General features: G+C 73.9%; 2 protein-coding genes. Both read right to left on the reverse strand.

The window, feature by feature from the left end:
* Positions 1-65: 65 nt before the first annotated feature.
* Positions 66-13070 carry a non-ribosomal peptide synthetase gene (locus tag VLK66_RS25885; RefSeq protein WP_325312406.1) on the reverse strand — a complete coding sequence of 4335 codons (13005 nt, stop codon included), beginning with the start codon at positions 13068-13070 and terminating at the stop codon, positions 66-68.
* A gap of 150 nt (positions 13071-13220) precedes the next feature.
* Positions 13221-24287 (reverse strand): non-ribosomal peptide synthetase, encoded by an 11067-nt coding sequence (locus VLK66_RS25890; protein ID WP_325312407.1) that lies wholly within the window; start codon positions 24285-24287, stop codon positions 13221-13223.
* Between the last annotated feature and the right edge of the window lie 82 nt (positions 24288-24369).

Below are 24369 nucleotides of genomic sequence, written 5' to 3' on the forward strand. Positions count from 1 at the left end.
GACGACTCAGGATGACGTCTCTCTCTGTGCGTTCGTAAATGCAGAGGTGATTACCAGATCCGGCATCAGAGGATGAGCTCCACCGTGTCTCCGCCCGCCGCCGGGGCCGTGGCCGCCGGCGTGGGGATGAGGTTGGGCGGGACCACCACCTCGGGCTTCTGCTCGCCGCCGACCAGCGCGGCCATCCCGGAGAGCGTGGGGGTCATGAACAGCGCCTGCCCGCCCACGTGCAGCCCGCGCTTGCGCATGCGCTGGATCAGGCGCAGCACCAGCAGCGAGTGGCCGCCCAGCTCGAAGAAGTTGTCGTGGCGCCCCACGCGCTCCACGCCCAGCAGCTCGGCCCAGATCTCCGCCAGCACGGTTTCCGTCTCCCCCTCGGGCGCCGCCCAGCGGCTGCGCGCGAACGCCTCGCCGTCGGGCGCGGGAAGCGCGCGGCGGTCGACCTTGCCGTTCGGCGTGAGCGGGAGCGCCTCCAGCCGCACGTACGCGGCGGGAACCATGTACTCCGGCAGCCGCTCGCCCAGGTGCGCCCGCAGCGCCTCGGCATCCGCGTCGCCCACGCAGTAGGCCACCAGGCGGGTGTCGCCGGGCTCGTCCTCGCGGGCCAGGACCACGGCCTCGCGCACGCCGGGGTGCTCCAGCAGCCCCGCCTCGATCTCGCCCAGCTCGATGCGGTAGCCGCGCACCTTCACCTGGTCGTCGCCGCGGCCCAGGAATTCGAGAATCCCGGTGCGGGAGTGCGAGAGTGCGTCGGTGCGTTCGGTCTCGCGCGGATCCAGCGCACTTCCGCACTCCCGCACTTCCGCACTTTCCCTCCAGCGCGCCAGGTCGCCCGTGCGGTACAGCCGCGCGCCGGGGCGGCCGCCGAAGGCGTCGGGGACGAAGCGCTCCGCCGTCAGGCGCGGGCGGCCGAGATAGCCGCGCGCCACCCCCGCCCCGCCGATGTACAGCTCGCCCACGACGCCGGCGGGCACCGGCTCGCCGTCCGCGTCCAGCACGTACACGCGGTGGTTGGCGATGGGGCGGCCGATGGGAACCGACGCATCGGTGTCGTGCTCCGCGTCGTAGCGGTGGACCACGCAGCCGACCGTGGCCTCGGTGGGCCCGTACTCGTTCCAGATCTCCATCCCGCCGCCCGACGCCTCGTGCACCTGGCGGGCGAGCGGCGCCTTCAGGTCCTCGCCGCCGACGACCAGCCGGCGGATGCGGGAGCCGCGCAGGTCGCGCTGGGCCAGGAGCACCAGGTGCGCGGGGGTGAGCTTCACCACGTCCGTGGCGTTCTCGTCGAACACGCGGGGGATGGTGCGGTCGCCGCTCTCGTTCGGCGCCACCGCGATGCGGCCGCCGCTGGCCAGGGGGACGAAGATCGAGGTGACCGTGAGGTCGAAGGAAAGCGAGGAGTAGAGCGGGAAGTCGCCCGCGCCCTCGCCCACGTACCGCGCCCGGGCGTAGGTGACGTAGTTGGTGACGCCGTCGTGGCGCACCATCACCCCCTTGGGGCGGCCGGTGGAGCCGGAGGTGTAGATGACGTACGCCAGGTGCTCGGCCGTCAGCCCCGCGACCTCCGGATCCTCGGTCGATCGGCCGGCCCAGGTGGATGCGTCCGCGTCCATCGCCAGCACGGGGATGGCGAGGCCGACGAAGCGCCCGGCGAGCGACGCCTGGGTGAGGAGCGCCGCGGGGGCGCTGTCCTCCAGCATGTAGCGCAGCCGCTCCTCGGGGTACGCGGGGTCGATGGGGACGTACGCGCCGCCCGCCTTCAGCACCGCGAGCACGGCCACCACCATCTCCGCCCCGCGCTCCAGGCAGAGCGCCACGCGGGTGTCCGGCCGCACGCCCCGCGCGGCCAGCTCGTGCGCCAGGCGGTTGGCGCGGGCGTTCAGCTCCGCGTAGGAGATCGATCCGCCGTCGAACGACACGGCCGTCGCGTCCGGAGTCCTGGCCACCTGCGCCTCGAAGAGCCGGTGGACGCAGACGCCCGCCGGGTACGCCGCGTCCGTGCGGTTCCACTCCTCCACCACCCGCCGCCGCTCGTCGTCGGGGAGCACGGGGATGCGGGACAGCGGGCGGCCGGGCTCGTTCTCCAGCGCGTCCACCAGCCCCTCGATGGCGCGCTGCATCATCGCGCAGACGCGCTCCGGGCCGGCGGAGGCGGGCACCTGCACCTTGATGCCGAAGCCCTCGCCGCGGTCGTCGACGTAGACGGTGACCGGGTAGTTGGTGCGCTCCTGCCCGAAGATGCGGCGCCCGCCCTCGGCCGCGGCGCCGCCGGCCGCGCGCGGGGCGTCGCCGCTGTGGCGGAAGGAGAAAACGGCGGTGAAGAGCGGCGCCGGCGCCTCCACCCGGCTGCAGCGCTGCGCCAGCGCCAGCGAGGCGTGCTCGTGGCGCAGCAGCTCGGCCAGCTGCCGGTGCATGGAGCGGACGGCCTCCTCCGCGCCCTCGGCGCCGACCCGGGCGCGGACGGGGAGGGTGTTGATGAACGGCCCCAGCACCCGGTCGGCTCCCTCGCCGCCCTGCATCCGGCCGAAGAGCACGGTGCCGGAGACCACGTCGGCGCGGCCCGAGACGCGGGCCAGCACCTGCGTCCACGCCACGTGGCAGACGCTGGCCGCGCTCACGCCCAGCCTGCGGGCGCGCTCGCGCAGCCGCGCCGCGACGCCCGAGTCCAGCGCCACCCGCGCGTCGGCGATCCCCGAGCCGTCGCCCCAGGCGTCCAGCAGGCCGAAGGGGGCGGTGGGCTCGTCCACGTTGCCCAGCAGCGCGCGGAAGTAGGCCTCGTGCTCGCCGCGCTCGATCCCCAGGCGCGTCTGCGCCACGAAGTTGCGGAAGGGGAGCGGGGCCGGCAGCTCGTGCCCGCGCCCGGCCAGCAGCGCGCCCACCTCTTCCGCGATCACCTCGTTGGTGGTGTGGTCGCCCACCAGGTGGTGCTCGAGGAGAAGGAGGAGCCAGCGCCCGCGCTCCTCGTCGCGCGCCACGCAGGCCCGCATCAGCGGCGCGCGGCGCACGTCCAGCCGGGTGCGGCGCGGATCGAAGCGCGCGAACAGCTGCCGCGCCACCTCGCCCGCCGCCGGATCGAGCTCCACCTCTTCCACCCCGAGCGTGGCCTTGCGCCAGACGACCTGCACCGGCTCGTGCACTCCTTCCCACGCCACCGAGGTGCGCAGGATGTCGTGCCGGTCGATCACCGTCTGCAGCGCGGCCAGGTGCGCGTCCACCGCCTCGCGCGTGTCGAACGCGCTCAGCGCGGGAAGGACGTACGGATCGCCCTCGGTGGCCATCACGTTGTGGAAGAGCATCCCCTCCTGCAGCGGGGCCAGGGGGTAGATGTCCTGCACGTTGGCCGCGCCGCCTTCCACGCCGGCCAGCACGCGGTCGATCTCCGCCTGCGTCAGCTGGACGAGGGGAAGCATCTCCGGCGTGATCGCCTCCGCGCCGGCGGGGATGAGGTTCGCCGGGACCGCGGCCTCGTGCGACTCGGCGCCCACCGCCGTGGCCAGCTCGGCCAGGGTGGGGGTGGTGAAGATGGCGCGCACCTCGGCGTGCAGCCCGCGGCGCCGCATCCGCTCGATCAGGCGCACCGCCAGCAGCGAGTGCCCGCCCAGCTCGAAGAAGTTGTCCCACCGCCCCACGCGGGCCACGCCCAGCAGCTCGGCCCAGATCTCCGCCAGCTCCGTCTCCGTGGCGCCCACCGGCGCCTCCCACCCGCGCCGCACGAAGGCGTCGCCGCCGGGCGCGGGAAGGGCGCCGCGGTCCACCTTGCCGCTGGAGGTGAGCGGAAGCTCGTCCATCCGCACGTACGCGGCGGGAACCATGTACTCCGGGAGCTCGGCGGCCAGATGCGCGCGGAGCGCCTGCGCGTCGCCCTCGAAGCCCACGTAGTAGGCCACCAGCCGGCGGTCGCCCGGGGTGTCCTCGCGGGCCACGACCACGGCCTGGCGCACGCCGGGGTGCGCGGAAAGCCGCGCCTCGACCTCGCCCGGCTCGATGCGGAAGCCGCGGATCTTCACCTGGAAGTCGTTGCGCCCCACGAACTCCAGGGTGCCGTCCGCGCGCCAGCGGCCCAGGTCGCCGGTGCGGTACATCCGTCCCCCATCGGCCGAGAACGGGTCGGGGACGAAGCGCTCGGCGGTGATGGCGGGGCGGCCCAGGTAGCCGCGCGCCACCTGCCCGCCGGCCAGGTGGATCTCGCCCGTCACGCCCACGGGGAGCGGCTGGCCCAGCGCGTCCAGCACGTAGGCGCGGGTGTTGGCCAGCGGCCGGCCGATGGAGTGCCAGGTGGACGGATCGTCGGTCAGCGCCTGGCCGGTGGCGTTCACCGTCGCCTCGGTCGGCCCGTACAGGTTCAGCAGGCGCGGGCGATGACCATCGCGCCCGAACCAGGCGGAGATCGAGGGGAGATCCACCGCCTCGCCGCCGACCACCACCAGCCGCACGCAGGCGGGAACCGGCGCGGGGTTGGCCACCAGCAGCTGCCAGAAGCGCGGGGGAAGGTCGAGCACGGTGGCGCCGAAGCGCTCGCAGCGCGCCCAGAACCCTTCCGCGCCCTCCAGCCAGTCGTCGCCGCGGAGGAGGATAGCGCTGCCGGACGACAGGGCGGCGAAGATCTCCTCCACCGACACGTCGAAGGTCACCGAGGCGAACTGCAGCGAGCGGTCGCCCGGCGCCAGCGCGAACAGCTCGCGCGCGGCGGCGATCTGCCGCACCACCTGCGCGTGCTCGATCATCACCCCCTTGGGGCGGCCGGTGGACCCGGAGGTGTAGATGAGGTACGCCAGGTTCTCCGCCACCAGCCCGTCGCGGGGCGGATTGGAGACCGGCTCGCCCGCCCACGCCGCGGCGTCGTCCACCTCGACGACGGGGATGCCGGCATCCGCGAAGCGCGAGCGCAGAGAGGACTGGGTGAGGACGGCGACGGGGCGGCTGTCGTCCAGCATCCCCCGCAGCCGGTCCTGCGGGTGCGCGGGGTCCAGCGGCACGTACGCGCCGCCGGCCTTCAGCACCGCCAGCAGCCCGGCCACCATCTCCGGCGAGCGCTCCAGGCAGACGGCCACCCGCGCGTCCGGCCGCACGCCGCGCCCGCGCAGGTGGTGCGCGAGCCGGTTCGCCTTTGCGTTCAGCTCGGCGTACGTCACCTCGCGCTCGCCCGCGACGATGGCGACGGCGTGCGGCGCGGCCTCGGCGCGCGACTCGAACATCTCGTGCAGGCAGACGCCTCGCGGGTGCTCGGCCTCCGTCCGGTTCCACTCCTCGACCACCAGGCGGCGCTCGGCCTCGGGAAGGATCTCCAGGCGGTCGATGGTGCGTCCCTCGTCGGCCGCCATCTCCTCCAGCACGCGGCGCAGGTAGCCCACGTGCCGCTCCACCGTCGCGGCGTCGAACAGCGCGGTCGCGTACTCCAGCGACCCGGCGATGCGGCCGCCGCGCTCGGTGAGGGTGAGGGAGAGGTCGAACTTGGCGGTGGTGTGCGCCGAGCTTCCGGCGCGCGCCAGCCGCAGCCCGGGAAGCTCCAGCCGGCTTCCGCCCGCGTTCTGCCAGGCGAACATCACCTGGAAGAGCGGCGAGTGCGACAGACTGCGGACCGGCTGCGCCAGCTCCACCACCTGCTCGAAGGGAATGTCCTGGTTCTGCTGCGCCTCCAGCGCCCGCGCCTTCACCCGGCGCAGCAGCCCGGCCACGCTGGGCTCGCCATCGAGATCGACGCGCAGTGCCAGCGTGTTCACGAAGAAGCCGATCAATCCCTCGATCTCGCGGCGGCCGCGGTTGGCCGTGGGCGTGCCGATCACCACGTCGCGCTGGCCCGAGAGGCGGGCGAGCACGGTGGCCCAGCCGGCCATCAGCGTCATGAACAGCGTGGTGCCGTGGCGCTGCCCCAGCGACTTCAGCGCGGCGGTCAGCCGCTCGTCCAGCTCCACGGCGACGAGGGCGCCGGCGTGGTCCTGCCGCGCCGGGCGCGGGCGGTCCGCCGGGAGCTCCAGCCGCTCCGGCGCGCCGGCCAGCGTCTGCTTCCAGTAGTCCGCCTGGCGCTTCAGCACCTCGCCGTCCACCCAGCGGCGCTGCCACGCGGCGTAGTCGGCGTACTGTACCGCCAGCGGCGGGAGCGGATCCGGCTCACCGCGGTGGAAGGCGCCGTACAGCGCGCCCAGCTCGCGGACCAGCACACCGGTGGACCACGCGTCGGAGACGATGTGGTGCGTGGTGACCATCAGCACGTGGTCGTCGGCCGCCATGCGCACCAGGCGCGCGCGGATGAGCGGCCCCATCTCCAGGTCGAAGGGCGCGTTCCCCTCGCTCGTCGTCAGGCGGCGGAGCGCGGCCTCGGGGTCGGCGTTGCCGGACAGGTCCTGCTCGCGGACGCGCAGGCGGAAGCCCTCGGCGGGGGCGATGCGCTGCACCGGCTCGCCGTCCACCAGCGCGAACGAGGTGCGCAGGACCTCGTGGCGCGCGACGATGCGCTCCAGCGCGCGGACCAGCGCGTCGCGGTCCAGCTCGCCCTGCAGGCGCAGGCGGTTGGGCACGTGGTAGGCGCCGTCCATCCCGCCCAGCTGCTCCAGGAACCACAGGCGCTGCTGCGCGAACGACAGCGCCAGCGGCCGGTCGCGGTCCGCCACTTCGATGGGCGGGAGATCGGCGTGCGCGGCGGTGGACAGTGCGCGCGCGAAGTCGGCCAGCACCGGGCGCTCGAACACGTCGCCCAGCGCGGCCTCTACGCCCAGCACCTGGCGGACGCGGGAGATGACCTGCACCGCGAGCAGCGAGTGGCCGCCCAGCTCGAAGAAGTGGTCGCGCCGCCCGACCGCGGAGATGCCGAGCACGTCCGACCAGATCTCGGCCAGCGCCTGCTCGGTCTCGCTCTCGGGCGCCTCGAAGCCGCGGCGCGCGAAGGCGTCGCCCTCGGGCGCGGGAAGCGCGCGGCGGTCCAGCTTGCCGTTCGGCGTGCGCGGAAGCTCGTCCAGCGCCACGTAAGCCGCGGGCACCATGTGCTCGGGAAGATGCTCGCCCAGGTGCGTCCGGAGCGCATCCGCGTCGATCGCGGAGTCCCCGACGTAGTAGGCGACGAGCCGCCGGTCGCCGGGCGAATCCTCGCGGGCGATGACGACGGTCTCGCGGATCTGGGGATGCTCGGCCAGGCGAGATTCGATCTCGCCCAGCTCGATACGGAAGCCGCGGACCTTCACCTGCGCGTCGGCGCGCCCCAGCACCTCGATCGCCCCCTCCGGAAGCCAGCGGCCGAGGTCGCCGGTGCGGTAGAGACGCGCGCCGGGCTCGCCCGAGAACGGGTCCGCGACGAAGCGCTCCGCCGTCAGCTCGGGGCGATGGTTGTATCCCCGCGCCACCTGCACGCCGCCGATGTACAGCTCGCCGACGACGCCCGCGGGCACCGGCTGGCCGTCTGCGTCGAGGACGTACATCCGCACGTTCGCCATCGGACGGCCGATGGGGATGCGATCGCGCTCGTCATCCGCCGCGCAGCTCCACTCCGTCACGTCCACCGCGGCCTCGGTCGGGCCATAGACGTTGTAGAGGCGGGTGTTGGGGAGATGCTGATGGAAGCGCTTCACCAGTTCCGCCGGCAGCGGCTCGCCGCCGCAGACGACGCGCTTCAGGTCGGTGCACGACGCCGCGAACTCCGGCTCCTGCACCAGCACCGCCAGCATCGTGGGGACGAAGTGCAGCGTCGTCACGCGCTCGCGGCGAATCGTCTCCAGCATGTACGTCGGATCCCGATGTCCGCCCGGCCGCGCGATCACCATCCGCGCGCCGACGAGGAGCGCGGGGATCAGCTCGCGCAGCGAAGCATCGAAGCTGTACGGCGTCTTCTGCAGCACCACGTCCGTCGAGTCGAGCTGCCACGACGCGTTCATCCACGCGAGGACGTTCACGACGCTGCGGTGCTCGACCATCACCCCCTTGGGCTGGCCGGTCGATCCCGAGGTGTAGATGAGGTACGCGAGGTTGTTCGGGGTGACGGCGCGATCGGGATTCGTCTCCGGCGCCTCCGCCCACATCGCCGCATCGCGATCCAGCGCGACGACGGGGACGTCGAGGCCGCCGAAGCGATCGCTCGCCGCGCCGTTGGTGAGGAGGACGGCGGGCTCGCTATCCCCCAGCATGTAACGCAGCCGCTCCTCCGGATACTCCGGATCAAGCGCGACGTAGGCGCCGCCCGCTTTCAGGATGCCGATCAGCCCAACCATCATCTCCATGCTGCGCTCCACGCAGAGCCCGACGCGCACGTCCGGCCCGACGCCGCGCGCGATCAGGTGATGCGCGAGGCGGTTGGCGCGGGCGTTCAGCTCGCGGTAGGTGATCGAATCGCCCTCGAAGGTCAGCGCGGTCGCGTCCGGCGTCCGCTCCACCTGCGCCTCGAAGAGGTGGTGGAGGCAGGACGTGCGGGGATACTCCGCGTCCGTCGCGTTCCATCCCTCCACCACCTGCCGGCGCTCGTCCTCAGGCAGCAGGGCGATGCGCTCGACGGGCTGGGCCGCGTCGGCCACCATCCCCTCCAGCACCCGCCGGAAGTAGCCCAGGAAGCGCTCGACCGTCGGCGCGTCGAAGAGCGCGGTCGCGTACTCCACGCGGCCCACGATGCGCCCGCCGGACTCGTGCAGCGAGAGCGACAGGTCGTACTTCGAAGTCTCCGCCGACGAGAAGGGGAGCGCGGCGGGCTCCAGCCCGGCCAGGTCCAGCCGCCCGCCCGGCGCGTTCTGCCAGGTGAACAGCACCTGGAAGAGCGGCGAGTGCGACAGCGAGCGCACCGGCTGCACCCGCTCCACCACCTGCTCGAAGGGGATGTCCTGGTTGTCCTGCGCCTCCAGCGAGCGCGCCCTCACCCGCCCCAGCAGCTCCGCCACCGTCGGCGAGCCCGACAGGTCCACGCGCAGCGCCAGCGTGTTCACGAAGAAGCCGATCAGCCCCTCGATCTCCGGCGACCCGCGGTTGGCGGTCGGCGTCCCCACCACCACGTCGTCCTGCCCGGCCAGGCGCCCCAGCGTGGCCGCCCACCCCGCCATCAGCGTCATGAACAGCGTGGCGCCGTGGCGGCGGGAAAGCTCCTTCAGCCCCTCCGCCAGCGCCTCGTCCAGCTCCACGCGCGCCGAGGCGCCGGCGTGGTCCTGCCGCGCGGGGCGCGCCCGGTCGGCCGGGAGCGCCAGCACCTCGGGCGCGCCGGCCAGCGCGCGCGTCCAGTACGCCGCCTGCGCCTCCAGCACCGGGCCGTCCATCCAGCGCCGCTGCCACGCCGCGTAGTCGGCGTACTGCACCGCCAGCGGCGGAAGCGGGTCGCCCTCGCCGGCCACGAAGGCGCGGTAGAGCGCGCTCAGCTCGTCGGTCAGCACCCCGGTGGACCAGCCGTCGCCCGCCACGTGGTGGAGGGTGAGCAGCAGCACGTGGTCGTCGTCCGCCAGCCGCACCAGGCGCCCGCGGACCAGCGGCCCGCGCTCCAGGTCGAAGCGCGCCCGCGCCTCCTCGGCGATCAGGCGGCGCAGCCCGGCCTCTGCGTCGGCATCGTGGCGGAGGTCGTGGTCCACCAGCCGGAAGGCGCTCTCCCCCGCCGGCGCGATGCGCTGGCGCGGCTGCCCGCCGCTGACGGTGAAGGTGGTGCGCAGCGCCTCGTGGCGGGCCACGATGCGGTCCAGCGCGCGCTCCAGCGCCAGCCGGTGCAGGTCGCCGCGCAGCCGCACGCGCAGCGGGATGTGATAGGCCGCGCCGGCGCTCCCCATCTGCTCCAGGAACCAGAGCCGCTGCTGCGCGAAGGAGAGGGCCAGCCGCTCGTCGCCCGCCACCGCCGTCACCGGCGGCAGCTCGGCGCGCGCGGCGCCGCCCAGCCCGCGCGCGAAGTCGGCCAGCACCGGCCGCGCGAACAGGTCGCCGACGGAGGCTTCCACCCCCAGCGCCTGGCGCACGCGCGAGATCACCTGCATGGCCCGCAGCGAGTGGCCGCCCAGCTCGAAGAAGCCGTCCATCCGCCCCACCCGCTCCACCCCCAGCAGCTCGCGCCAGATCTCCGCCACCGCCGTCTCGGCCTGGCCGACGGGCGCCTCGTACGCCCGCGCGGCGAACGCGTCCACGCCGGGCTCGGGGAGCGCCTTGCGGTCGACCTTGCCGTTGGGGGTCAGCGGAAGCGCGTCCAGCCGCACGTACGCGGCGGGAACCATGTAGTCCGGCAGGTGCCGCGACAGGTGCGCGCGCAGCGCCTCGGGCTCGGCGTCATCGCCCAGCCACCAGGCGATCAGCCGCGGGTCGCCGCTGGAGGAGGGGCGCGCGGCCACGATGGCCTCGCTCACCGCGGGGTGCTCGGCCAGCCGCGCCTCGATCTCGGCCAGCTCCACGCGGAAGCCGCGGACCTTCACCTGGTTGTCGATGCGCCCCAGGAACTCGACGTTGCCGTCCGCGCGCCAGCGCGCGCCGTCGCCGGTGCGGTACACGCGCGCACGGGGGTCGGAGTCGAACGGGTGGCGGACGAACTTCTCCGCCGTCAGCTCGGGGCGGCCGTGGTAGCCGCGCGCCAGGTTGCGCCCGCCCACGTACAGCTCGCCCGCCACGCCGATGGGCGCCGGCTGCCCGTGCGCGTCCAGGATGTACAGCGTGGTGTTGGCGAAGGGGCGGCCGATGGGCACGTGCTGCTCGGCGCCGAAGCCGTCGAGCGAGCGCGCCTCGAACCACGTGCTGTCGATGGCCGCCTCGGTGAGCCCGAACGAGTTCACCAGCCGCGTGTCGGGGCCGCAGAAGGAGAGGAAGTGGCGGTACTCGCCCACGCTCCAGGTGTCGGACCCGCAGATCACCAGCCGCATGAAGTCCAGCGTCGCGCCGGTCGCGGCCAGGTGCCGGATCAGCTCGCGCAGCACGGCGGGAACGAACTCGGCGGTGTCCACGCGCTCGGTCACCATCAGCGCGTACAGGCGCTCCGCCTCCAGCAGCAGCTCGCGCGGGCAGAGCACCAGGGTGCCGCCAGAGCAGAGCGCGCGCGTCCAGTCGCCGGTGAACACGTCGAACGAGAAGCTCGCCATCTGCAGGTGGCGGCGGGCGCGGGTGCCCAGCTCGTACGGCTCCTCCCAGGCGCGGAAGGCGTTGGCGATGCTGCCGTGCTCGATCATCACCCCCTTGGGCTGCCCGGTGGAGCCCGAGGTGTAGATGACGTAGGCGAGGTGATCGGCGCGGAGCCCGCCACGCTCCGGATCCGTCCCCGGCGCGCCGGCCCACGCGGCGGGATCCATCAGATCGACCGTGTGGACGCCGATCCCCGCGAACACCCCGGCCAGCGACGGCTGGGTGAGGAGCACCGCGGCGCCGCTGTCGTCCAGCATGTAGCGCAGCCGGTCGTGCGGGTACGACGGGTCCAGGGGGACGTAGGCGCCGCCCGCCTTCAGCACCGCCAGCACGCCCACCATCATCTCCATCCCCCGCTCCACCGAGAGCCCCACGCGCACGTCGGGGCCCACGCCCAGCGCGCGGAGGTGGTGCGCCAGCCGGTTGGCGCGGGCGTTCAGCTCGCCGTACGACAGCGACTCGCCCTGCCAGACGACCGCCTCCGCCTCCGGCGCCGCCGCGGCCCGCGCCTGGAAGATCTGGTGGATGCACTCCCCCGCCGGGAAATCGACAGACGTGCGGTTCCACTCCTCCACCACCATGCGGCGCTCGGCGGCGGGAAGGAGGTCGATACGGGCGACGGAAACCGAGTCGTCGGCCGCCATCTCCTCCAGCGCGCGGCGCAGGTAGCCCGTCCAGCGCTCGATGGTGGCGCGCTCGAACAGCGCGGTGGCGTACTCCACCCGCCCGGCGATGCGGCCGCCGGTCTCCTGCAGGTCCAGCGACAGGTCGAACTTGGCGGTCTCCTGCTGCGCCGAGGCGACGGAGGAGAGCTCCAGCCCGGAGAGCGAGAGCGTGCTGCGCGGCGCGTTGGCCCAGGTGAACATCACCTGGAAGACCGGCGTGTGCGCCAGGCTGCGCGCCGGCTGCACCAGCTCCACCACCTGCTCGAAGGGGATGTCCTGGTTCTGCTGCGCCTCCAGCGCCCGGTCCTTCACCCGCGCCAGCAGCCCGGCCACGGTGGGCGCGTCGGAGAGGTCCACCCGCAGCGCCAGGGTGTTCAGGAAGAAGCCGATCAGCCCCTCGATCTCCGGCCGCGCGCGGTTGGCCGACGGGGTGCCGAGGACCAGGTCGCCCTGCCCGGAGAGGCGGGCGAGGACCACGCTCCACGCGGCCAGCAGCGTCATGAACAGCGTGGTGCCGTGGCGCTGCGCCAGCGCCTTCACCGCCGCGGTCAGCGCCTCGTCCAGCTCCACCGGCACCGTGGCGCCCGCGTGCTCCTGCCGCGCGGGACGGGGGTGGTCGGTGGGCAGCTCCAGCAGCGCCGGGGCGCCGGCGAGCGCCGTCTTCCAGTAGTCGCCCTGCTGGCGGAGGACGTCGCCGTCCACCCACTTCCGCTGCCACACCGCGTAGTCGGCGTACTGCACGGGAAGCGGGGGGAGCGGATCGGCGCCGCCGGCGCGGAAGGCGGCGTACAGCGCGGAAAGCTCGTTCACCAGCACGCCCATCGACCACGCGTCGGCGACCACGTGGTGCAGGGTGAGGAGAAGGACGTGGTCCGCCTCGCCCATGCGCACCAGCCGCCCGCGGATGAGCGGCCCGCGCGCCAGGTCGAAGGGCGCTTCGGATTCCTCCGCCGCCAGCCGCCGCAGCTCGGCTTCCGCATCGCCATCGCCCCGCAGGTCGTGCTCGCGGAGATGGAACGCGCCGTCGGCGTGGATGCGCTGCTCCGGCTCGCCGTCCACCACCGCGAAGGTGGTGCGCAGCGCCTCGTGGCGGGCGACGATGCGGTCCAGCGCGCGGCCGAGGGCATCGCGGTCCAGCTCGCCCTTCAGCCGCAGCGCGCGGCGCACGTGATAGGTGCTGCCCATGTCGCCCAGCTGCTCCAGGAACCAGAGGCGCTGCTGCGCGAACGAGAGCGCCAGGCGCCCGCCGCGGTCGGCCGGCTCGATGGGGGCCAGCGTGGGCCAGCTGCGCTCCAGTTTGGCGGCGCGCGCCTTCTTCAGGAGCTTCTCGCGGTCGGCGGCCGTCAGCGTGCGGTTCATGGCAGTGCAGTCGTTGCGTAGAGGGAGCAGGCCGGCGTGCCCGGAGGGTGGGTCCGGGCGGCGGCCGTGCGATTTCGTGTTCGGGTCGATCGCCGCGCGGACGCGGGTCACCGCCGCCGGGAGAAGCTTCCCCCGGCGGCGGAGGGTGGATCAGTCCAGCCCCAGCGCGGCCAGCTCCTCGGGGTCGAACTGCGCCAGCTGCGCGTCCAGCACCCGCAGCGCCAGCTCGGCCAGCACCGGCGCCTCGAAGACGTCGCGGAGGGCGATCTCCGTCTCCAGCTGCTGGCGGATGCGGAGCACCAGGCGGCTGGCCAGGAGCGAGTGGCCGCCCAGCTCGAAGAAGTGGTCGTTGCGGCCCACCTGATCGATCCCCAGCAGCGCCGACCAGATCTCCGCCAGCGCCGTTTCCGTCTCCCCGTCCGGCGCCTCCCACCCGCGGCGGGCGAAGGCGTCGGCGCCGGGCGCGGGAAGGGCGCGGCGGTCCACCTTGCCGTTGGGCGTCAGCGGCAGCGCATCCATCGCCACGAACGCCGCGGGCACCATGTAGTCGGGAAGACGGTCGGCCACGTGGGCGCGCAGCGTCTCCGCGTCCGCCGCGTCCGCAGGGACCACGTAGGCCACGAGCCGCCGGTCGCCGGGCGCGTCCTCGCGGACCAGGACGACCGCCTCGCGCACCGAGGGATGCTCGAGCAGCCGCGCCTCGATCTCGCCCGGCTCCACGCGGAAGCCGCGGACCTTCACCTGGCTGTCGTTGCGGCCGATGAACTCCAGGACCGCAGTGCGTGAGTGCGTGAGTGCGTCAGTGCGTTGGGTTTCGCGCGGATCCAGCGCACTTCCGCACTCCCGCACTTCCGCGCTTTCCTTCCATCTCGCCAGGTCGCCCGTGCGGTACAGCCGCGCCCCCGGCTCGCCGCCGAACGTGTCGGGGACGAAGCGCTCGGCGGTCAGGCCGGGGCGATTCAGGTAGCCGCGCGCCACGCCGGCGCCGCCCAGGTACAGCTCGCCGGTGACGCCGGCGGGCACCGGCTGCCCCTCGGCGTCCAGCACGTAGGCGCGGACGTTGGCGGTGGGGCGGCCGACGGGCACGGTGGCGCGCGACTCGTCCGGCGTGCAGCGGAGCGCCGTGAGCGCCGTCGCCGCCTCGGACGGGCCGTAGAGGTTGTGGATGTCGACGTGCGGCAGGCGCTCGCGGAAGCGCGCCAGCAGCGCGGCCGGCAGCGCCTCGCCGCCGCAGAGGACGCGGCGGAGGTGCGTGCAGCTCGCAAGATCCTCGTCCTCCACCAGCAGCTGCAGCATGGAGGGGACGAGGTTCACCGTGGTGATTCCCCGGGCGCGGATGGCGTCCAGCAGGTAGCGCGGGTCGCGGTGGCCGTCGGGCGAGGCGAGGACGACGCGCCCGCCCGCCATCAGCGGCCAGAAGATCTCGCGCACGTGGCCGTCGAAGCCCAGCGAGGTCTTCTGCAGCACCGCCTCGCCCATCTCCATCGCCCACGCCTGCTGACCCCACACCAGCCGGTTCACCAGGTTGCGGTGGAGGTTCATCACCCCCTTGGGCAGGCCGGTGGAGCCGGAGGTGTAGATGACGTAGACCAGGTGCTCGGGCGTCAGCCCGCCGCGCGCCGGGTTCGCCGGGGATTCGTCCGCCCACGCGCTTCCATCGCCATCCACGGGGATGACGGGGAGATGCGGGTCGGCGAAGAGGCCGGCGAGCGCGCGCTGCGTCAGGACGACGGCCGGACGGCTGTCGGCCAGCATGTGGCGCAGGCGGTCCGCCGGGTACTGCGGGTCGAGCGGGACGTACGCGCCGCCCGCCTTCACGATGGCGAGCAGGGCGACGATCATCTCCATCGACCGCTCCATGCACAGCCCCACGCGCACGTCGGGGCCGACTCCGCGCGAACGGAGATGGTGCGCGAGGCGGTTGGCGCGCGCGTTCAGCTCGGCGTACGTCAGCGCATCGCCCGCACGCTCGCCCTCGACGGCGACGGCGTGCGGCGTTCGCTCCGCCTGCGCCTCGAACAGCTCGTGCACGCAGGCATCGGCGGGATAGTCGGCCGCGGTGTCGTTCCACGCCTCCAGCACCCGCGCGCGCTCGTCCGCCGGGAGCACGTCCAGCCGGTCGACGGCCGTGCGGTCGTCCTCCGCCATCGCCTCCAGCACGCGGCGCAGGCAGGCGGCGAAGCGCTCGGCCGTGGCCGCGTCGAAGAGCGCGGTGGCGTACTCCAGCCGCCCGCGGATCCGGCCGTCGGCCTCGGAGAGCCAGAGGGCCAGGTCGAACTTGGCCGTGTCGGGCGTGGCGCCCTGCAGCGGCGCCAGCTCCAGCCCGGGAAGCGACAGCCGCTCGCGGCGCTGGCTCTGCCAGGCGAAGGTCACCTGGAAGAGCGGCGCGTGGGCCAGGCTGCGCACCGGCTGCACCCGCTCCACCACCTGCTCGAAGGGGATGTCCTGGTTCTGCTGCGCCTCCAGCGTGCGCGCCTTCACCCGGTGGAGCAGGTCGGCGACGCTCGGGCGGCCGGAGAGGTCCACGCGCAGCGCCAGCGTGTTCACGAAGAAGCCGATCAACCCCTCGATCTCGCGGCGGCCGCGGTTGGCCGTGGGCGTGCCGATCACCACGTCGTGCTGGCCCGACATGCGCGCCAGCACCGCGGCCCAGCCGGCCATCAGCGTCATGTACAGCGTGGTGCCGTGGCGGCGGCTGAGCGACTTGAGCGCCGCCGTCAGCGCCTCGTCCAGCTCCACGCGCACCAGCGAGCCGGCGTGGTCCTGCCGCGCCGGGCGCGGGCGGTCCGCCGGCAGCTCCAGCAGCTCAGGGGCGCCGGCCAGCGCGCGCGTCCAGTACGCGCCCTGCGCCTCCAGCACCTCGCCCCGCACCCAGCGGCGCTGCCACGCGGCGTAGTCGGCGTACTGCACCGGCAGCGGCGGCTGCGGGTCGCCCTCGCCGCGGCGGAAGGCGCGGTAGAGGGCGCCCAGCTCGTCGATGAGCACCCCGGTGGACCACGCATCGGAAACGACGTGGTGCAGGGTGATGAGGAGCACGTGGTCGTCCGCCGCCATCCGCACCAGCCGCCCGCGCACGAGCGGCCCGTCTTCCAGGTCGAACGGCGCGCCCGCCTCCAGCGCGGTGATGCGCCGCAGCTCGGCCTCCGGGTCGTCGCGACCGGCGAGGTCGTGCTCGACGAGGGCGAAGCCGCACTCGTCCGCGGGGGCGATGCGCTGCACCGGCTCGCCGCCGGACACGGCGAAGGTGGTGCGCAGCGCCTCGTGCCGCGCGACGATGCGCTCCAGCGCGCGGACCAGCGCGCCGCGGTCCAGCTCGCCCTTCAGCCGCATGCCCTTGGGGATGTGGTACGCGCTCCCCATTCCGCCCAGCTGCTCCAGGAACCACAGGCGCTGCTGCGCGAACGACAGCGGCAGCGCCCCGCCGCGCTCCGCCGGCTCGATCGGCGGCAGCTCCACGCGCGCCGACTCGTCCAGCGTCCGCGCGAGGTCCGCCAGCACCGGGCGGTCGAAGACGTCGCCCAGCGCGGCCTCGATGCCCAGCACCTGGCGGACGCGGGAGACGACCTGCACGGCCAGCAGCGAGTGGCCGCCCAGCTCGAAGAAGTGGTCGTGGCGGCCCACGTCGCGCACGCCCAGCACGTCGGCCCAGATCTCGGCCAGCGCCTGCTCGGTCTCGCTCTCGGGCGCCTCGAAGCCGCGGCGCGCGAAGGCGTCGCCCTCGGGCGCGGGAAGGGCGCGGCGGTCCAGCTTGCCGTTGGGCGTGCGCGGCAGCTCGTCCAGCGCCACGTACGCCGCCGGCACCATGTGCTCGGGAAGATGCTCGCCGAGGTGCGCGCGGAGCCCGTCGACGTCGATCGCCGCATCCGCGACGTAGTAGGCGACGAGGCGCCGGTCGCCGGGCGAATCCTCGCGGGCGATGACGACGGTCTCACGGATCTGGGGATGCTCGGCCAGGCGAGATTCGATCTCGCCCAGCTCGATGCGGAAGCCGCGGACCTTCACCTGCGCGTCGGCGCGCCCCAGCACCTCGATGGTGCCGTCCGGAAGCCAGCGGCCGAGGTCGCCGGTGCGGTAGAGACGCGCGCCGGGCTCGCCCGAGAACGGGTCCGCGACGAAGCGCTCCGCCGTCATCTCGGGGCGATGGTTGTAGCCGCGCGCCACCTGCACGCCGCCGATGTACAGCTCGCCGACGACGCCCGCGGGCACCGGCTGGCCGTCACCATCCAGCACGTACATCCGCACGTTCGCCATCGGGCGGCCGATGGGGATGCGGTCGCGCTCGTCATCCGCCGCGCAGCTCCACTCCGTCACGTCCACCGCGGCCTCGGTCGGCCCGTAGACGTTGAAGAGCTGCGTGTTGGGTAGATGCTGATGGAAGCGCTTCACCAGCTCCGCCGGCAGCGGCTCGCCGCCGCAGACGACGCGCTTCAGGTCGGGGCACGACGCGGCGAACTCCGGCTCCTGCACCAGCACCGCCAGCATCGTGGGGACGAAGTGCAGCGTCGTCACCCGCTCGCGGCGAATCGTCTCCAGCATGTACTGCGGGTCGCGGTGCCCGCCGGGCCTCGCGATCACCATCCGCGCGCCCACCAGCAGCGCCGGAATCAGCTCGCGCAGCGAGGCGTCAAAGCTGTACGGCGTCTTCTGCAGCACGACGTCGGTCGAATCCAGCCGCCACGACGCGTTCATCCACGCGAGGACGTTCACGACGCTGCGGTGCTCGACCATCACCCCCTTGGGCTGGCCGGTCGATCCCGAGGTGTAGATGAGGTACGCGAGGTGATTCGGGGTGACGGCGCGCTCCGGATTCGTCTCCGGCTGATCCGCCCACATCGCCGCATCGCGATCCAGCGCGACGACGGGGACGCCGACGCCGCCGAAGCGGTCGCTCGCGGCACCGTTGGTGAGGAGGACGGCGGGCTCGCTATCCCCCAGCATGTAACGCAGCCGCTCCTCGGGATACTCGGGATCAAGCGCGACGTAGGCGCCGCCCGCTTTCAGGATGCCGATCAGCCCGACCATCATCTCAAGGCTCCGCTCCACGCACAGCCCCACGCGTACGTCCGGCCCCACGCCGCGCGCGATCAGGTGATGCGCGAGGCGGTTGGCGCGGGCGTTCAGCTCGCGGTAGGTGATCGAATCGCCCTCGAACGTGAGCGCCGCAGCATCCGGCGTGCGCTCCACCTGCGCCTCGAAGAGATGGTGCAGGCAGGCCGTGCTCGGATACTCCGCGTCCGTCGCGTTCCATCCCTCGACCACCTGGCGGCGCTCCGCGTCCGGCAGCACGGCGATGCGGCCGACGGGGCGCCCGGGGGCCATCTCCAGCGCCTCGACCAGCCCCTCGAGCGCGCGGTGCATCATCGCGCACACGCGCTCGGGGCCCACCGACGCGGGGGCGTACGCCTTCAGCGCGAAGCCCTCGCCCAGGTCGTCCACCGAGAGCGTGAACGGATAGTTGGTGCGCTCCTCGCCCTGCAGGTGCGTCATCCCCTCGCGCGAGCGGACGGGCTCGCCGGCGGCCTCCAGCTTCCGCGTGTGGCGGAAGTTCAGCATGGCGGTGAAGAGCGGCGCCGGCGCCTGCACGCCGCTGCAGCGCTGCGCCAGCGCCAGCGACGCGTGCTCGTGCCGCAGCAGCCGCGCGAGCTGGCGGTGCGCGTCGCGCACGGCGGCCTCGGCGCCCTCCGCGCCCACCCGCAGGCGCACGGGAAGGGTGTTGATGAACGGCCCCAGCACCCGGTCCGACCCCTCGCCGGCCTGCATCCGCCCGAAGAGCACGGTGCCGAACACCACGTCCGGGCGTCCGCAGACGCGCGCCAGCACCTGGGCCCAGGCCACGTGGCAGACGCTGGCCGCGCTCACCCCCAGCTTGCGGGCGCGCTCGCGCAGCCGCCCGGCCAGCGCGCCGTCCACCGGCAGCCGCGCGTCGCGCGTCCCCGAGCCGTCGCCCCACACGTCCAGCAGGCCGAAGGGCGCGGTGGGCTCGTCCACGTCGCCCAGCAGCTCGCGGAAGTACGCCTCGTGCTCGGCGCGGCTCACCCCCAGGCGCGCCTGCGCCACGAAGTTGCGGAACGGCAGCGCCTCGCCCAGCCGGTCCGCGCGGCCGGAGACGAACGCCTCGACCTCGGCGTGCAGCACCTGCAGCGTGGTGTGGTCGTTCAGCAGGTGGTGGAGAAGAAGGAGCATCACCCAGCGGCCGCTCTCGCGGTCGCGGGCCACGTGCACCCGCATCATGGGCGCGCGCGCCAGGTCCAGCCGCGTGTGGCGCGGGTCGAAGCGCGCCCACAGCGCCCGCGCCGCGTCGGGCTCGTTCGGGTCGAGATCGACCTCCACCACCGCCAGCCGCGCGCTGCGCCAGACGACCTGCACCGGCTCGCGCAGCCCGTCCCACACCACGCTGGTGCGCAGGATGTCGTGCCGGTCGATCACCCGCTGCAGCGCGCCCACGAAGGCGTCCAGCCGCTCGCGCGCGTCGAAGCGGTAGAGGCCCGACATCAGGTACGGGTCGCCCTCGGCCGCGGTCAGGTGGTGGAAGAGGATCCCCTCCTGCAGCGGGGCCAGCGGGTAGATGTCCTGCACGTTCGCCGCGCCGCCGTCCACGCGCGCCACGATCCCGTCGATCTCCCGCTGCGTGAGCTCCGCCAGCGTCAGCATCTCCGGCGTGATCGAGCCACACCCCGCGGGGATGAGGTTGGGCGGAACGGCCACCTCCAGCGACTCGCCGCCCACCGCCGCGGCCAGCTCGGCCAGGGTGGGGCTGGCGAAGAGCACCTGCACCTCGGCGTGCATCCCGCGGCGGCGCATGCGCTCGATGAGGCGCACGGCCAGCAGCGAGTGGCCGCCCAGCTCGAAGAAGTTGTCGCGGCGCCCCACGCCCTCCACGCCCAGCACCTCGGACCAGATCTCGGCCAGCGCCACCTCGGCCTCGCCCACGGGCGGCTCGAAGGCGCGGCGCAGCAGGGCCTCGCCCTCGGGCGCGGGAAGCGCGCGGCGGTCCACCTTGCCGTTGGGCGTCAGCGGCATCGCCTCCAGCGCCACGTACGACGCGGGAACCATGTAGTCGGGCAGGCGCCCGCCCAGGTGCTCGCGCAGCCGCGGCACCAGCGCGCGCGTCCGCCGCCCGCGCAGCGGGTCCGTCGCGTACGTCACCAGCTCGCGCCGCTCGCGGCGGGCGCGCGAGGGGAAGCCGCGGCGCGGAGCATCGGCGCCGCGGGTGAAGCGCGCGTCCATGCGCCCCGCGTCGCCGGCGTCGGCCAGGCGGATCTCCACCGTCCACCCCAGCTGCTCGGCCGCGAGCCAGAGCGCCTCGGGATCCGCGCCGTTCTCCGTCGCCAGCGCGCGCACCTCGTCCACCGTCTGCACGCCGCCGGGGTCGCGGCGGATCTCCAGCTGCCGGAGCGCCGAGGCCACGCGGGCGTTGGGGATCTCGCGCACCACCAGCACGTCGCCGTCCGCGCGCTCCAGCCGCGCGCGGAGCGAGTCCACCGTCAGCCGCTCCACCTCCCAGTCCAGCCACGCGGACTCGGCGGACGCATCCTGATCGTCATCCCCCACGTGCACGACCACGTCGTAGCGGAACTCGGTCAGCTCGTTGCGGAAGCGGCCGCGCTTCTGCAGCGTTTCCACCCGCGCCACACCGGGGACCTCGCGCCCCAGCGACCAGAAGAAGGCGGGATCGACGGCCAGCTCGGCCTCCTGCGCCTGCGCCTGCTCGGCGCGGTCGCGCCAGTCGGCCAGCGTGCGCCCGGGGGGCGAGCGGTAGGTCTCCACCGCGGTGTGGAAGGCGCCCAGCAGCCGCAGGTCGCGCACGTCGCCGATGAAGATGCGCCCGCCCGGCGCGACGACGCGCACCGCGCCGTCCAGCACGCGCTGCAGGTACTCGGCGCTGGGGAGGTACTGGACCACGGAGTTGATGACCACGGTGTCGAACGAGCCCGCCTCGAAGCCGCTGAAGTCGTCGGCCGTGCGCTCCATCAGCTCCACGTGCGCCAGCTCGGGACGCGCGGCGCGGAGGCCTTCCACGCTCTTCACCGCCTTCGCGGAGAAGTCGGCGCCCACGTAGCGCTCGCAGCCGGGCGCCACGCGCGAGAGGAGGAGACCGGTGCCGCACCCCATCTCCAGCACGCGGCGCGGGGCCAGCGAGGCGATGCGGGCCACGGTGGCATCCACCCACTCGCGCATCTCCTCGGCAGGCACGGGCTGGCCGGTGTAGCTGCTGTTCCAGCCGACGATGTTGAAGCGGGCATCGCCCTCCTCCACCCGCTCGTCGCCGTAGGTGTACTCCCAGGTGAGCTTCCAGTCGTCCTGGTGCTCGGCCTCCCAGCCGTCGCCCTCCCCTTCCGCCGGCTCGCTCGCCGCGGCCGAGGCCTCGTCCACGCGCTCCCAGTCGGGGACCACGTAGGCCACCAGGCGCTTGTCGCCGGTGCCGTCCTCGCGCGCCATCACGACCGCCTCGCGCACGGCGGCGTGCTCCACCAGCCGCGCCTCGATCTCGCCCAGCTCGATGCGGTAGCCGCGCACCTTCACCTGCGCGTCGTTGCGCCCCAGGAACTCCAGGTTCCCGTCGGGGAGCCAGCGCGCCAGGTCGCCGGTGCGGTACATCCGCGCGCCGGCGTCGGCCGCGAACGGGTCGGCCACGAAGCGCTCGGCCGTCAGCTCCGGGCGGCCCAGGTAACCCCGCGCCACGCCGCGCCCGCCGATGTACAGCTCGCCCACGACGCCGATGGGGACGGGGTCGCCCGCGGCGTCCAGCACGTAGATGCTGGTGTTGGCCACGGGGCGGCCGATGTGCGGGGCGAAGCCGTTCTCGCGCCGCATCTCCACCCACGTCGAGTACGTGGTGGTCTCCGACGGGCCGTACAGGTTGCACAGCCGGTCGATCCCCGTTCCCGCGAAGATGCGCTCGGCCAGCGCCTGCTTCAGCGGCTCGCCGGCCAGGTTCACCGTGCGCACCGAGGCCGGCACGCGGCCGGACTCCACCAGCGCCTTCATCGCGGACGGAACGGTGTTCACCAGCACGACATCGTCCGCCGGCGCAGCGTCGCCCTCGGCGTGCAGCAGCTCCAGCGCGTCGCGCACCACGCGCAGCGCCGCCCCCGCGCCCAGCGGCACGAAGGTCTCGAAGACGTGCAGGTCGAAGTTCAGCGAGGTGGAGAAGAGGGTCCGCTCCAGCTTTCCGAACCCGAACGAGTCCGCCGCCCAGTGCATGAAGTTGGCGGCGTTCTCGTGCGCGATCATCACCCCCTTGGGCCGTCCGGTCGAGCCGGAGGTGTAGATGACGTACGCCAGGTGGCGCGGGGTGAGCCCCGTCTCCCCGCGATGGAGATTCGTCTCCGGCATCGCCGCCCACGCGGACGCGTCGGCGAGGTCGACGACGGGGATCTCCACGCCGTCGAAGAAGCCGGCGGGCGCGGCGTGGGTGAGGACGACGGCGGGGGCGCTGTCTTCCAGCATGTAGCGCAGCCGGTCCTCCGGATACTGCGGGTCGAGGGGGACGTAGGCGCCGCCCGCCTTCAGCACCGCGAGGAGCGCGGGGACCAGCTCCAGCCCCCGCTCGGCGCAGATGGCGACGCGCGCGTCCGGCCCGACGCCGAGCGCGCGGAGGTGGCGGGCGAGGCGGTTGGCCGCCGCGTTCAGCTCCGCGTAGGTCAGCGAGCGCTCGCCGTGCAGCACGGCGACGGCGTCCGGCGTGCGCGCGGCCTGCGCCTCCACCAGGTCCTGCATGCAGGCGGCGGGATACGCGGCCTGGCTGCGGTTCCAGTCGTCGAGGAGAAGACGGCGCTCGGACGCGGGGAGGAGGTCGAGCCGCTCCAGCGGGCGCTGGTCGTCCTCCACCATCTCCTCCAGCACGCGGCGGAGGTAGCCCACGTAGCGCTCCACCGTGGCCGCCTCGAACAGCGAGGTGGCGTACTCCAGCCCGCCCACGATGCGCCCCGCCTGCTCCGACATCTCCAGCGACAGGTCGAACTTGGCGGTCACGCGCGCCGAGCCCTCCGGCGTCACCTCCAGCCCGGGGAGCTGCAGCGCCGACCGGGGGACGTTCTGCCAGGCGAACATCACCTGGAACACCGGGTTGTGCGCGAGCGACCGCGCCGGCTCGACCAGCTCCACTACCTGCTCGAACGGGATGTCCTGGTTCTGCTGCGCCTCCAGCGCCCGCGCCTTCACCCGCGCCAGCAGCTCGGCGACGGTCGGCGAGTGGCCGAGATCGACCCGCAGCGCCAGCGTGTTCACGAAGAAGCCGATCAGCCGCTCCACCTCGGCGCGGTTGCGGTTGGCGGTCGGCGTGCCGATGACCACCTCGTGCTGGCCCGAGAGGCGGCCGAGGACGACCGACCACCCCGCCAGCAGCGTCATGAACAGCGTGGTGCCGTGGCGCTGGCCGAGCGCCTTCAGCCCCGCCGTCAGCGCCTCGTCCAGCTCCACGCGGACCAGGCCGCCGGCGTGGTCCTGCCGCGCCGGACGCGCGTGGTCCTTGGGCAGCTCCAGCAGCTCGGGGGCGCCGGCCAGCGTGCGCTTCCAGTACTCGCCCTGCGCCTGCAGCACCTGGTCGTTCACCCAGCGCCGCTGCCACGCCGCGTAGTCGGCGTACTGCACGGAAAGCGGGGGGAGGGGATCGCCCTCGCCGCGCAGGAAGGCGCCGTAGAGCGTGGCCATCTCGTCGATCAGCACCCCCACCGACCACCCGTCGGAGACGATGTGGTGCATGGCGATGAGGAGCACGTGGTCGTCCTCGGCCAGCCGCACCAGGCGGCCGCGGATGAGCGGCCCGCGCGCCAGGTCGAACGGGCGCGCGGCCTCCTCGGCCATCAGCCGCTCCAGCTCGGCCGCGGCGTCGGGGTGCGCCGAGATGTCGTGGTCGGTGACGGCGAACGCGGCCCCGGCCGCCGGGGCGATGTGCTGCTCCGGCTCCTCGTGCTCGACGCGGAAAACCGTGCGCAGCGGCTCATGGCGCGCGACCACGCCGTCCAGCGCGCGCCCCAGCGCGTCGCGGTCCAGCCGGCCGCGCATCCGCAGCCGCGCCGTCATGTGGTAGGCGCCGCGCAGCTCGCTCAGGCGGTCCAGGAACCACAGCCGCTGCTGCGCGAACGACAGCGCCAGCCGCCCGCCGCGGTCCACCGGCTCGATCGGGGACAGCTGCGACCAGCTGCGCTCCAGGTTGGCGGCGCGCGCCAGCTTCAGGAGCCGTTCACGTTCGGCGATCGTCAGGGTGGCCGTCATCTGCTTTTGGAGCCGTTGTGCGGGTACGGGCGCGGCGCTCCGCGGCCGCCGGTGGGGCGGTCGCGCGAGCCGCGCTGCGATG

Origin of the sequence: Longimicrobium sp., assembly GCF_035474595.1 — a bacterium.
GTDB lineage: Bacteria > Gemmatimonadota > Gemmatimonadetes > Longimicrobiales > Longimicrobiaceae > Longimicrobium.

Coding starts and splice junctions, on each gene's coding strand:
- VLK66_RS25890 (WP_325312407.1), bottom strand. CDS start 24,287: ATGACGGCCACCCTGACGATCGCCGAACGTGAACGGCTCCTGAAGCTG.
- VLK66_RS25885 (WP_325312406.1), bottom strand. CDS start 13,070: ATGAACCGCACGCTGACGGCCGCCGACCGCGAGAAGCTCCTGAAGAAG.